The organism is Claveliimonas sp. (genome assembly GCF_037273965.1).
GTDB lineage: Bacteria > Bacillota > Clostridia > Lachnospirales > Lachnospiraceae > Claveliimonas > Claveliimonas bilis.
The window spans coordinates 11,564-24,861 of sequence record NZ_JAYAZJ010000117.1 but is presented as its reverse complement, the minus strand read 5'-3'; the positions used below and the strand labels follow the sequence as shown (position 1 = coordinate 24,861).

At 45.5% G+C, this 13,298-nt stretch carries 12 protein-coding genes; 9 read left to right on the top strand and 3 right to left on the bottom strand.

The genetic code is table 11. The features are described 5' to 3' along the window. Positions 1-2: 2 nt before the first annotated feature. Genes WJ238_RS10520 through WJ238_RS10510 form a run of 3 tightly spaced genes read left to right on the top strand, consistent with a single transcriptional unit; the run spans position 3 to position 2,507 of the window. Positions 3-788 (top strand): putative hydro-lyase, encoded by a 786-nt coding sequence (locus WJ238_RS10520; protein ID WP_230105035.1) that lies wholly within the window; start codon positions 3-5, stop codon positions 786-788. 25 nt (positions 789-813) lie between these two features. Further along, positions 814-1,605 carry a LamB/YcsF family protein gene (locus tag WJ238_RS10515; RefSeq protein WP_230105036.1) on the top strand — a complete coding sequence of 264 codons (792 nt, stop codon included), beginning with the start codon at positions 814-816 and terminating at the stop codon, positions 1,603-1,605. A gap of 50 nt (positions 1,606-1,655) precedes the next feature. Beyond that, a complete protein-coding gene (locus tag WJ238_RS10510; RefSeq protein WP_230105037.1) occupies positions 1,656-2,507 on the top strand; it encodes a DUF4392 domain-containing protein in 852 nt (283 codons plus the stop codon). 58 nt (positions 2,508-2,565) lie between these two features. On the opposite strand, the gene WJ238_RS10505 is transcribed toward WJ238_RS10510, so the two are convergent. Both WJ238_RS10505 and WJ238_RS10500 read right to left on the bottom strand, forming a co-directional pair. Further along, a complete protein-coding gene (locus tag WJ238_RS10505) occupies positions 2,566-3,951 on the bottom strand; it encodes a TrpB-like pyridoxal phosphate-dependent enzyme (protein ID WP_337606910.1) in 1,386 nt (461 codons plus the stop codon). 127 nt (positions 3,952-4,078) lie between these two features. Next, positions 4,079-4,300 (bottom strand): hypothetical protein, encoded by a 222-nt coding sequence (locus tag WJ238_RS10500; protein WP_337606909.1) that lies wholly within the window; start codon positions 4,298-4,300, stop codon positions 4,079-4,081. Between the two features lie 153 nt (positions 4,301-4,453). Here WJ238_RS10500 and WJ238_RS10495 point away from each other — a divergent pair, with 153 nt between their 5' ends. After that, positions 4,454-5,842, top strand: coding sequence for a MurL-like N-terminal domain-containing (locus tag WJ238_RS10495; protein WP_337606908.1), 1,389 nt, complete (start codon positions 4,454-4,456; stop codon positions 5,840-5,842). A gap of 1 nt (position 5,843) precedes the next feature. Continuing rightward, positions 5,844-7,241 (top strand): UDP-N-acetylmuramoyl-L-alanine--D-glutamate ligase, encoded by a 1,398-nt coding sequence (gene murD / locus WJ238_RS10490; protein WP_230105041.1) that lies wholly within the window; start codon positions 5,844-5,846, stop codon positions 7,239-7,241. On the opposite strand, the gene WJ238_RS10485 is transcribed toward murD, so the two are convergent. Further along, positions 7,238-8,152: an AraC family transcriptional regulator gene (locus WJ238_RS10485; protein ID WP_316267608.1), complete on the bottom strand. Its 915-nt coding sequence runs from the start codon at positions 8,150-8,152 to the stop codon at positions 7,238-7,240. The two genes, murD and WJ238_RS10485, sit on opposite strands and share 4 nt — an antisense overlap. 381 nt (positions 8,153-8,533) lie before the next feature. Between WJ238_RS10485 and WJ238_RS10480 the strand changes: the two genes are divergently transcribed. From WJ238_RS10480 to rplI, 4 genes are all read left to right on the top strand, one after another. After that, on the top strand, positions 8,534-9,460 hold the full coding sequence (locus tag WJ238_RS10480; RefSeq protein WP_337606907.1) for a sugar phosphate nucleotidyltransferase: 927 nt from the start codon (positions 8,534-8,536) through the stop codon (positions 9,458-9,460). A gap of 118 nt (positions 9,461-9,578) precedes the next feature. After that, positions 9,579-10,595, top strand: a complete 1,017-nt coding sequence (gene galE / locus WJ238_RS10475; protein WP_230105044.1) for a UDP-glucose 4-epimerase GalE — start codon at positions 9,579-9,581, stop codon at positions 10,593-10,595. Between the two features lie 186 nt (positions 10,596-10,781). Continuing rightward, positions 10,782-12,842, top strand: a complete 2,061-nt coding sequence (locus WJ238_RS10470) for a DHH family phosphoesterase (protein WP_337606906.1) — start codon at positions 10,782-10,784, stop codon at positions 12,840-12,842. Further along, positions 12,843-13,292: a 50S ribosomal protein L9 gene (gene rplI, locus WJ238_RS10465; RefSeq protein ID WP_230105046.1), complete on the top strand. Its 450-nt coding sequence runs from the start codon at positions 12,843-12,845 to the stop codon at positions 13,290-13,292. The last annotated feature ends 6 nt before the right edge of the window (positions 13,293-13,298 follow it).

Below are 13,298 nucleotides of genomic sequence, written 5' to 3'. Positions count from 1 at the left end.
TTATGGATTACAGTACAATGACGCCCGCACAGGCGCGGGCACTGATAAGAGAAGAGAAGATAACCGGACAGACTTCCGGGATGTGTGCCGGATACGCACAGGCAAATCTTGTGATCCTTCCGAAGGATCTGGCTTATGATTTCCTTTTATTTACACAGAGGAACCCAAAATCCTGCCCGGTTCTGGAAGTCAGTGATGTGGGAAGCAGGCAGCTTCATTATATTGCAAAAGATGTGGACATTGCCAGAGATATTCCGAAATACAGAATTTACAGAAAAGGAGAGCTGGCAGGAGAATATACAAATGTGGAGGAATTTTGGCAGGATGACTTTGTCAGTTTTCTGATAGGATGCAGCTTTTCCTTTGAATCAGGGCTTCTGGATGTGGGCGTTCCGGTGCGGCAGATTGAAGAACACTGCAATGTCCCTATGTTTAAGACAAATATTCCCTGTACTCCGGCGGGAATTTTTAAAGGCAACATGGTGGTGAGCATGCGTCCCATGCCTTACGATCAGGTAGTGAAAGCGGTGCTGGTAACCGGAGAGATGCCGAGGGTGCATGGCGCCCCTATCCATATCGGGGATCCGTCAGTGATCGGCATTTCAGATATCCATAAACCGGATTTTGGAGATGATGTTACCATCAAAGAAGGAGAGGTTCCGGTATTCTGGCCTTGCGGTGTTACGCCCCAGAATGTTGTTATGAATGTAAAACCGGAGATTGTTATCACACATTCACCAGGGCATATGCTGATCACAGACATAAAGAATGTAGAGCTTAAGTATTAAATCAGAGTGAAACGAGGAAGAAACGATGTATTTTGTAGATTTAAACTGTGACCTTGGAGAAAGTTTCGGAAATTATAAGTGCGGGATGGATGAGGAAGTGATCCCCTTTATTTCATCTGCGAATATAGCCTGCGGTTTTCATGCATCAGATCCGCTTGTTATGATGAAGACAGTAGCGCTGGCAAAGGAAAATCAGGTATCTGTGGGAGCGCATCCAGGTTATCCTGATCTGGTTGGGTTTGGAAGAAGAAATCTTTCAGCTTCTCCTGCAGAAGTAAAAGCGATGGTGCAGTATCAGGTAGGAGCGCTTCAGGCTATTGCAAAGGCACAGGGAATGTCGGTGCGGCATGTAAAGCCTCATGGGGCTATGTACAACATGGCAGGGAAGGATGCAAAACTGGCAGAAGCTATTTGCGAGGGGATTTATGAAGTAGATCCCGGGCTTATCCTTCTGGGACTGTCCGGCAGTGAAATGTTGAAGGCGGCTGAAAAGACCGGGCTTCGGTCAGCGAAAGAGGTTTTTGCAGACCGGGCTTACGAAGAAGACGGTTCACTGGTGGCAAGAAGCAGGCCGGGCGCAATGATCACAAATGAGGAAGAAGCAATTGAAAGAGTTGTCCGTATGATAAAAGAAGGAAAAGTAACGGCCATTACAGGAAAAGACATCGAAGTGCAGGCGGATTCCATCTGTGTCCACGGCGATGGGGAAAAGGCATTGGCTTTTGTGGAAAAGATCAGGAAAACCCTGGTGCAGGAGGGAATAGAGATCGTTCCTCTTGAAAAAATCGTAGGCCAGAGACAGGCGCATTCATTTTAAGCCGGCGCCTGAATGACAGAAGAAATGATAACAGAAAGGAAGAGATGCAATTGGGAGCGGCAGCGCAGGTAAAAAGTGAAACAATCGAAGATGTAGTACTTCGCCATTCGAAACGGGGAATGACGGTGCTACGCAGCTACATGTCCAGGGATTACTGCAGACAGGCTGCAAGAAGGATTCTGGAGTTGGAAAAAGGGACGATCCTTTTAACGACCGGATTTTATGTAGCGGGACATGCGGAAACAGATGGACCTCTTGGGACGGTTGTATTGGCAAAAGCATTGGAAAAACAGGGTTTTTATCCGGTTATTATCACAGATGAATTTTGCCGGGGATTTTTTGAAGCGGCAGATCTGGAAGTATGTTATGTCGATGTAGAGGATGGAGCAGAAAAGTATGAGGCGTTGTTGGAGAAATTTGCACCGACAGCACTGATTTCCATTGAGCGCTGCGGCCGAAATGTAAAGAATGATTATGCCAACATGCGCGGAGTCAGCATTAAAGAATATACAGCCCGGACAGACTGGCTGTTTATTCAGGCAAGAAAGCAGGGAATCCCGACATTTGGAGTGGGCGACGGCGGAAATGAGATTGGCATGGGCAATTTAAAAGAGGTTATTTCCGGTAAACTGGAACTTGTTCCCTGTAAAGTGAAGGTAGACACTCTGGTCATTGCGACGGTTTCCAACTGGGGTGCATATGCAATCGCAGCCTATATTCAGAAAATGACCGGAACAAAAGTTTTACCCGGGTTTTCCGAAATCAAAGAGTATCTCTCCCTGATCGTAAATATGGGAAGCGTGGACGGCGTGACAAAGGAACAGACGCTGAGTGTGGATGGTTTTTCACTCGATGTGGAAAAAGAAATCCTGGATGGATTGAAAACGCTGGCTGCAGTGTAGAAGAAAGAAGATGTCCCCAACTATGAAGAGAAAATCCATAGTTGGGGACGTTTTTTGTCTATTTGATCTCATTTCCCGGGAATTTCGGAATCCCGTCGAATCCGATCTGAAGGTCAGCGTCGGTCGGAATGTAGTCGCTCATCTGCCCGTTGTGGTATTTTTCATATGCAACCATATCAAAATATCCGGTACCTGTAAGCCCGAAGAGAATGGTTTTTTCTTCTCCGGTTTCTTTACATTTCATTGCCTCATCAATGGCAACGCGGATAGCGTGACTGCTTTCAGGTGCAGGAAGGATTCCTTCTACCCGTGCGAACTGTTCGGCAGCGGCGAAGATAGAGGTCTGCTCTACAGAGCGGGCTTCCATGTAGCCGTCATGGTCAAGCTGTGACAAAATAGAGCTCATGCCGTGATAGCGAAGGCCGCCGGCGTGATTGGGAGAAGGAATGAATCCGCTTCCGAGAGTGTACATTTTTGCAAGAGGACAAACCATTCCGGTATCGCAGAAATCGTATGCGTATACGCCTCTTGTGAGGCTGGGGCAAGAGGCCGGTTCTACTGCGATAAACTGGTAATCCGCTTCGCCCCGCAGCTTTTCTCCCATAAATGGTGAAATCAATCCGCCCAAGTTGGAACCGCCGCCGGCGCACCCGATAATGATGTCTGGTTTAATGCCGTATTTATCCATGGCGATCTTGGTCTCCATTCCAATGATGGACTGGTGGAGCAGTACCTGATTCAGCACGCTTCCCAGGACATAGCGGTATCCGTCTGTATGTGTAGCAACCTCTACTGCCTCAGAAATGGCACAGCCAAGGCTTCCGGATGTGCCTGGATGTTCAGAGAGGATTTTGCGTCCGATTTCTGTTGTTTCCGAAGGGGAGGGAGTGACGGACGCGCCGTAGGTCCGCATGACTTCCCGGCGGAACGGTTTCTGCTCATAGGAACATTTAACCATAAATACCTTGCAGTCCAGATCCAGGTAGGAACATGCCATGGAAAGAGCGGTTCCCCACTGCCCGGCGCCGGTTTCTGTTGTCACGCCTTTCAGTCCCTGGTCTTTGGCATAAAATGCCTGGGCGATGGCAGAATTTAACTTGTGGCTTCCGCTTGTATTATTGCCCTCAAATTTGTAGTAGATTTTTGCGGGAGTCTGGAGTTTTTCTTCCAGGCAATAAGCTCTTACCAGGGGAGCGGGACGGTACATTTTATAAAAATCCTGAATTTTCTGCGGAATAGGAATATAGCGGTTGTTATTGTCCAGTTCCTGTTTTACCAGTTCCTCACAAAATACAGTGCCCAGTTCTTCGGCAGTCATTGGCTTTAAAGTCCCGGGATTTAAAAGGGGAGCCGGTTTGTTTGTCATATCAGCTCTGACATTGTACCATTCTTTTGGCATTTCGCTTTCTTCCAGATAAATTTTGTAAGGGATTTTCTTTTCCATGTGTCTGTTCTCCTTTCTGAATAAAATAAACTTGAAATGTGATGATGCTTTTCTGCAGGGAGAGAAGAAAAAAAGCTCCTGCCCCTGCAGATAAAATGCAGGGACAAGAGCTTGTTATACTGAAAAATCAATGATAAAACTCCTGCGGTGCCACCCGGCTTGATGTAAAACATCCTCTCATGCATACTGACATATGCTGTCTTTGATAACGGAGTTCTCTCTCCGGCTTGCATACTACTGTATTCCGCTCGCCCTCAGAAGCCCATTCCTTTTTGGTTTGATCTGCCGCAATCTCACCGCCTGCAGCTCTCTGTGAGACAAATGTCAAAAAGTACTTACTCTTCTTCACTGGTTTATAGAAACTTTATCATGGAAAGGTGAAATTGTCAATTATTTTCTTTCCGGGAAAAGTGACATTTTCCCCAAAGACCTGGAATGACTTGAGAAAACGCTGAAAATGAGATAATATATACAGAAGAACATATACAAGGAAGGTATCATAATGTTTTCATATACACAACTGCGTAAAGATTACCCGGAATTTATTTATCACGGGTATCAGATAAAAGAAGAAAAAGAGAGGATATGCCTGGAATATGATTTCGAAATCCCGGGCCTGTCCTCTTTTCATCCCACCTGGGAATTTCCCAAAAAAGATGAGGAGAATAGAAAGTATGCTGATGACAGTACATTTCGTAATCTGGCATTTTCCCTGGGTATGGTAGAGCTGATCAGCTATTGGAAGACTGCATGTCCGCCGAAAGTGATCGTGGAAGCCGGGGCTTTGACGGCGGAGCAGATCCTGTGGTGGAAGGATCTGTATTTTAACGGACTGGGAGAATTTTACTATACAAATGGAATCAGTGAGAATCAGGAAGATTTTATGGAAATTGTTTCTGCAGGGCAGGAAATCAGCGCCGACGCTTTATCTGACCGCCGGCTGGAAGGATGCCTTGTGCCTGTCGGAGGAGGAAAGGATTCTGCCGTAACTCTTTCGCTTCTGAAAGGAGAAAAGGAGACAAACTGCTGTTATATTATCAATCCCAGGGGAGCGACACTGAAAACGGTAGAAAGAGCCGGCTATGGAGAAGCGCAGATGTGCTGTGTAAAGAGGACGCTGGATAAAAACATGCTGGAGCTGAATAAGCAGGGGTATCTGAACGGCCATACGCCTTTTTCGGCAATTGTGGCATTTTCTGCAACGATCGCAGCATATATGGAAGGGAAAAAATATATTGTCCTTTCCAATGAATCCAGCGCTAATGAAAGCACGGTGGAGGGAAGCACGGTAAATCACCAGTATTCCAAGAGTTTTCGTTTTGAGAAGGCATTTCATGACTATGAGGCAGAATATATCGGAAGCGGAACATATTACTTCAGTATGCTGCGCCCGTTAAGTGAGTTTCAGATTGCCGGGTATTTTGCAAAATGCCGGGAGTTTCACGATATTTTCCGAAGCTGCAATGCGGGGAGCAAAGAGGATAAATGGTGCGGGCACTGTCCGAAATGTCTCTTTGTGTGTCTGATTTTATCACCTTTCCTTTCCGGAGAAGAAATCATCCGCATTTTCGGAAGAGATATGCTGAATGATCCGGATATGACAGAAGATTTCCGCAAGCTTACAGGCATGGAAAGGGAGAAACCTTTTGAGTGTGTGGGAAGCAGAGACGAGGTGAATGCGGCAATTTCCCTGACTATTGACCGGATGATGGGGCAAGAGAAAGATCTGAAAAAACTGCCCGGACTTTTCCGTTATTACGTGCTGAATGGGCTGTACAGAGAAAACGACCCCGCGTCCGGAAGATTTTTCCGGTATTTCGATGAAGAAAATCTCCTTCCGGAGAGGTATCTTGAACTGGTAAGGAGAGAATGCACGAAAGGGGAAAGGTAACATGCTGGAAAAAATACGCCAGACCGTAGAAAATAAAAAAGTTCTGGTTCTTGGACTTGGAAGAGAGGGAAGATCCAGTCTGCGTATGATCCGGAAGGCAGGAGGATATAAGGAGCTGGCAGTGGCGGATCAGAATCCGGTGGAGGTGAAGGAATCCGGAGAAGAGAAGATTCCGGTCATATCGGGAACGCATTATATGGACAAGGAGCTCCTTGATTCCTATGATATTGTCTTTAAGACTCCGGGTATTGTTCTGCCGGAAAAAATAGAAAATTATAAGTGTCAGTTTGTGTCGCAGACCGGACTTTTTATCAGTAAATTCCGCAGTCAGATCGTGGGAATTACCGGGACAAAGGGAAAGAGCACCACATCCACTCTTTTGTATCATGTTTTGAAAGAGAACGGAGAGGACGTCGTGCTTGCAGGAAATATCGGTATCCCGGTGTTTGATATTGCGGAAGACATTACAGTGGGAGAGGTCATTGTACTGGAATTATCCTGCCATCAGCTGGAATATATCACTGTTTCTCCTCATATAGCGGTGCTTCTGAATCTTTATGAGGAGCATCTCGATCATTATGGAACGATGGCGGCGTATGTCCGGGCAAAACAGAATATCTATGCATGGCAGGAAAAGGAGGATCTTCTTTTCTGCAATATGGAATTTCTTCCCGGACATGAAGTGGAGGGGGCAGGCCCGGAAAGCGCCGGCGTGCCATGTAAAGGTGAAGTGATCTCGGCGGTTTTGATCCCCGAGGGAGAAAGTCCTTCCGGCAGAGGAGATATTGAAGTGGCTGGAAATGCAGTGCGCTACAGAGGCAGCGGTCTTCGCATTCCGGAACAGGGGATTTCCCTCATCGGTCAGCATAATTATTTTGATATTGCCATGGTTTATGGAATATGTAAGGAATTTTCTCTTACGGATGAACAGTTTCTGAAAGGACTTCGCAGTTATCAAACCCTTCCCCACAGGCTTCAATATCTGGGGATAAAAGACGGAATCCGCTTTTATGACGATTCCATTTCCACAATCGGGGAAACGACGATCCAGGCGCTTGAGAGTATTAAAAACGCAGGAAGCATACTGATTGGCGGTATGGACAGAGGTGTGGATTATGATCAGCTGGAAGAATATCTTGCCGGCAGCAGTGTAAAACACATTATTCTGATGGAAGCAACAGGGAAACGGATCTACAGTGAAATAGAAGAGCGATATCCGACGCTTTTCGGAAGTGGAAAACTTTGTCTTGTAGATCACCTGAAAGATGCTGTGGAACTTGCGGGAAAGCTGGGAGAGGAGGGCAGCGCCTGCATACTCTCACCAGCGGCGGCAAGTTATGGAATCTTCAAAAATTTTGAAGAGCGGGGAGAAGTTTTTAAGAAATATGTTTTCGGTTAAAACTTTCTGTCTGCCATTGCCTTAATGGAAGAGGCATATTCGGAAGGTGTCATGCCGGTTACTTTTTTAAATTGCCGGGAAAAATAGTGAATGGATGTGTAGCCAAGCTGCTCGGAAATCTGCGTGAAATTCATTTTGTTTGTGCGGATGAGCTGCTTGGCTGCGTTGATTTTCATAAGAGAAAAATATTCAATGATACCAAGGCTGCTCTGTTCCCGGAAAATTTTCTGCAGCTGTGAACGGCCGATCAGGTTTTCGCGGCAGATCTGCTCAATGGTAACATGACTGTCCAGATGAGCCTCCAGATAGTCCACCACGCGATTGAAAAGTTCGATATCACTCCTCTTTTTGGTCGCTTTGAGAGGAAGAGGACGAAGGGAGCTTTTGGGCAGTATCATAGGATTGGAGTACCGGCGGAGCATGTGGATGAGAAAATGCTCCAGGTAGAGGCGGATCATCTGCTGAGCGCCAAAAGCGTCAGGCTCTTTTGTAGGCATATTTTGCAGATAGGGATCATCCAGGCGGCAGTCAAAGCAGCGTCTTGCTTCAATGACGATATCGGCCAGGATCATCCGTTCTTTCTCATCGATCTGAAGGATACGGTTTCTGAAAAAATCCATGGCGGGATCCGTGCATCCAAAAGAAATAACGACCAGATTGGGTGCGATTCCCCGCGTTGCCTCTACGCTGTGGAATTCATTGGGCTGATGGAAGGCGATTTCGCCCCGTTTCAGGACAAACTGCCGATCCCCGCCCGTGACGGATACCTCCCCTTTATCTACACACACAAACTCCCAGAAATCATGGGTTTCCCCTGGAAATTTAAAATCACTCATATATTCAAAATAGTGAATGCTGTAGAGCTTTTCGATCGATATGGAATTTTTTAGTTTGATACCGTCATATGCCATAGAATATTGTTCTCCTGATTTTTTGTTTGCTTCCGTGCAGCGGCGTATAGCGCATTCGCTATACGAAAAACGAGCTCTCTCAAAGAGCCCTGCAAGCTCGAGGCAGAGCCTCTCGCTCACGGGCATTCGCCCTATAGAAATACAAGATACCAGCAGTGTCTGCAAGCAGCCTCTGCTGATCTCTTGTATTTCTGCATGTCTCTTTGCTTACGTGAACATTATACCCTGATTTTGTAAAAAAAGCAAAAAGAAAGTGCAGATTGTACAAATCAATTAAAAAATAGGATAAAGATTTTTTTGGCTCTTTATACTACAATAAGCGTAAATGTACAAAGGACAGCAGCGGACAGGCTGTGTAATTTTGGAAAGGAAATGAAAGTGATGAAAAAACCAGTTTTAGTAATTATGGCAGCAGGAATGGGAAGCAGATACGGCGGCTTAAAGCAGATCGATCCGGTAGACAAAGAAGGGCATATTATTATGGATTTTTCCATGTATGATGCGAAAAGAGCCGGATTTGAAAAGGTTGTCTTTATTATTAAGCATGAGATAGAAAAGGATTTCAAGGAGAATGTAGGAGAACGCATCAGTAAATATATGGATGTTGCCTATGCATATCAGGATATTCAGAATATTCCGGAAGGCTTTGAAGTGCCGGAAGGAAGAGTGAAACCATGGGGAACTGCCCATGCGGTATTAAGTGCGATCGATGAGATCGACGGACCGTTTGCGGTAATCAATGCTGACGACTATTACGGACGGGAAGCATTTGAACTGATCTATGATTATCTTGCATCTCATGAGGATGATGAGAAATATCGTTATACTATGGTAGGGTATGAACTGGGAAATACGGTTACAGATAACGGACATGTGGCCAGAGGTCTGTGCGACATAAATGAAAAGGGCGAGCTGACAGGTATTCATGAAAGAACCAGGATCGAGAAGAGAGAAGGCGGAATTGCCTATTCCGAGGATGAAGGAGCAACCTGGACATTCGTTCCGGCAGACACAACAGTTTCCATGAATATGTGGGGATTTACAGCCAGCATTTTGAAAGAGATCAAGGAAAGATTCCCGGCATTCTTAGAGGAAGGCCTGAAGAGCAATCCGATGAAGTGCGAATATTTCCTTCCTACTGTTGTCAGCGATCTGATCGGAGAGGAAAAAGCGACGGCAGCAGTCCTGAAATCCAGGGACAAGTGGTATGGAGTGACTTATAAAGAGGACAAGCCGGTTGTTATGGAAGCGATCCAGAGAATGAAGGATGAAGGAGTTTATCCGCAGCATCTCTGGGAAGAAGCATAAAACGCAATATTTTTATAGTTTTCACCATGATGTTTATAGTATTTATAAGATGTGATGATTATAATCAAAGTATAGTTGATCCATCAAAACATAGTCCGTATATGAGGAGGTAATTAAAATGAAAATATTGATCACAGGCGGTGCAGGATACATCGGAAGCCACACAGCCCTGGAACTTCTGAATGAAGGTTATGAGGTTGTTGTGTATGATAATCTCTGTAATTCCTCTAAAGAATCCCTGAAGCGTGTGGAAGAGCTTACAGGAAAAAGCGTTCAGTTTTATGAAGGAGATGTTCTGGACGCAGAAGCGTTAAAAGCTATGTTTGAGGCAGAGAAGATCGATGCAGTGATCCACTGTGCGGCCCTTAAGGCAGTAGGAGAATCTGTGCGCAAGCCTCTGGAGTATTATCAGAATAATATTACCGGAACTTTAACACTGATGAACGTAATGAGAGAAGTCGGCGTAAAGAATATCGTATTCAGTTCTTCTGCAACTGTATACGGAAGCCCGGAAGAAATGCCGATCACGGAGGCATGCCCGAAGGGACAGTGCACGAATCCGTACGGATGGACAAAATCCATGATGGAACAGATCATGACAGATCTGCAGAAAGCGGATCCGGAATGGAATGTGATCCTTCTTCGTTATTTCAATCCGGTGGGAGCGCACAAGAGCGGCCGTATCGGAGAGGATCCGAAAGGAATCCCCAACAACCTTATGCCGTATATTTCACAGGTGGCAGTAGGAAAACTGGAAAAACTGGGTGTATTTGGAGATGACTATGACACGCCGGACGGAACAGGAGTGCGTGATTATATTCATGTAGTTGACCTGGCAATCGGTCATGTGAAAGCCATCAATTATATTTTCACTAATCCGGGACTTGATGTGATCAACCTTGGAACAGGGCAGGGATATTCGGTTCTTGACATGGTAAAAGCATTTTCCAAAGCATGCGGGAAAGAGATTCCCTATGAGATCAAACCGCGCCGTGCAGGGGATATTGCAATGTGCTATGCAGATCCTGCAAAGGCGGCGAAGGTGCTTGGCTGGAAAGCGGAAAGAGGACTGGATGAAATGTGCGAAGACACATGGAGATGGCAGTCACAGAATCCTAACGGATACGAATCATAAAAGCAAGGAAGGGCTGCTGTTTCAAGAAAAGCAGACCGGGCTGAAAAGGGGGACGAAGATTTTCGGAAAATCTTTGTCCCCCTTCTTTCGTGCAAAAAAAACTGCCGGCATTTAAAATTCTTCCCTTTTACTGGCAAAAGTGGTATAATACAGTGTGCAGTTGTATTGTTTTTGAGGGATATAAATATGAAGAAGAAAGAAAAACAAAGTGTACGATTAAAAGGACAACTAAGAGTATACATGCAATGGCCGGCTGTTATGTCCATTTTGCTGATCGCAATGAATATATGGATCTATCGTCTTGATCGCAAGGCAGGGATGCTGATGTGTCTTTTTGTTGTGATCTATATTGTCATCGTGGGCGTAATGTATTTTTATAATAAGTCCCTTGTTATGAAAGACCTGGTGGAATTTGCAGCCCAGTATGGAATCGTACAGAATACTCTTTTGAAGAAACTGGCAGTACCATATGCTCTTCTTCTGGAAGATGGGAAGCTGATGTGGATGAATGATCAGTTCCGTGAGATACTGGGGGGCAAGCTGAAGGGAGAAAATGTCCTCAGTCGTTACATTCCGGAGCTGAACCGCAGCATTTTCCCGAAAGAAGAAAATCAGACGGTAGAGATGGAAGTCTATTATAAAGATAAAGAGTACCGGGCAGAACTTAGGAAGGTGCCTGTGGAAGGCTTCAGTAATTCAGAACAGCTTCTGGAAATGCCGGAAGAGAAGGAATATTTTATTGCGGTCTATCTCTCCGATGTGACAGAACTGAATACTGCTCTTCGTCAAAATGAAGAACAGCGGCTGGTAGCAGGTCTGATCTACATCGACAATTATGACGAGGTGATCGACAGTGTAGAGGAAGTGCGCCAGAGTCTTCTGGTAGCGCTGATCGACAGGAAGATCAACCAGTATATTGCCCGTCTTGACGGAATCGTAAAGAAGATGGAGACAGATAAATATTTTATCGTTATGAAAAAACAGTGCTTCAAGGAACTGGAAGCGGATCGTTTTTCTCTTCTTGAGGATGTAAAATCCGTAAATATCGGGAATAATATTCCGGCCACATTAAGTATCGGTCTCGGACTTAGTCAGACTGCTTACGTGCAGAGCTATACCTATGCCCGGGCAGCCATTGATCTGGCTCTGGCAAGAGGAGGAGATCAGGCGGTTATTAAGGACAGCAGCGGCATTACTTACTACGGAGGCAAACGGGAGCAGACCTCCAAAAATACGAGGGTAAAGGCCAGAGTAAAAGCAGAAGCACTCCGCGAATTTATTACTGTCAATGACACGATCCTTGTTATGGGGCATAAGATGATGGATATGGACTGCCTGGGAGCGGCAATTGGCATCTACCGCGCTGCGGCAGCTCTTGAAAAGAAAGCGCATATTGTAGTGGATAATATTTCCGCCTCTGTCCGCATCATGTATGAGGAGTTTGTCAATCATCCCAATTATCCTGATGATATGTTTGTGACTTCCGGTGAGGCCAAGGAAATGATTGATGACAGTTCCATGGTGATCGTAGTGGATACCAACCGTCCCAAGATGACAGAATGTCCGGAACTTCTGACTATGACAAAGACTGTGGTTGTTTTTGATCATCACAGGCAGAGCAGTGATAATATTGAAAGTGCATTGTTGTCCTACATTGAGCCGTACGCATCGTCGGCGTGTGAGATGGTATCAGAAGTTCTGCAGTATATTGTAGATGATGTCAAAATACCGGCCATGGAAGCCAACAGTCTCTATGCAGGAATTATGATCGATACGAATAATTTCCTGAATAAGACAGGAGTCCGTACTTTTGAGGCGGCGGCCTTCTTAAGAAGGTGCGGCGCTGATATCCCGTTTATCCGGAAAATTCTTCGGGATGATCTGAAATCCTATCAGGCGAAAGCGCGGATCATCAGCGGAGCGGAAGTATATATGGATGATTTTGCAATTGCAACAGGAGAAAATCTTAAGATCGAAAGTCCGACAATTATTGGGGCTCAGGCAGCCAACGAACTGCTTGACATTGACGGAATTAAGGCGACGTTTGTGCTCACAGTGTATAACGGCAGGATCTATGTCAGCGCCCGCTCGATTGATGAGATAAACGTGCAGGTGATCATGGAGCGGCTTGGCGGCGGAGGTCATATGAACGCGTCAGGAGCCCAGTTTGATCATACGGATCTGGATGAAGCCGTGGCGGATCTGAAGAAAGTGCTTACTGAAATGAAAGAAAAAGGAGATATATAGATGAAAGTAATTTTATTGGAGGATGTAAAGTCTCTCGGGAAAAAAGGGGAGATTGTAGAGGTAAATGACGGATATGCAAGAAACTTTCTGCTGAAGACAAAAAAGGGAGCAGAGGCAAACAAAAGTAATATGAATGACCTGAAACTGCAGAAAGCAAATCAGGAGAAGATTGCACAGGAACAGCTGGATGCGGCAAAAGAACTTGGAAAGAAGCTGGAGGAAGGCAAGGTGACCATTTCCATTAAAACCGGAGACGGCGGCAAGGCTTTCGGATCTGTATCTTCCAAGGAAATTGCGTCGGCTGTGGAAGAGCAGATGGGACTGAAAGTGGATAAGAAAAAGATCCAGCTTAAGGAACAGCTGAAAACCCTGGGAACTCACATGGTTCCTGTAAAACTTCACGCGAAAGTGACTGTAGAGCTGAAAGTAAATGTAACAGAGGAGGCATAGAACGAT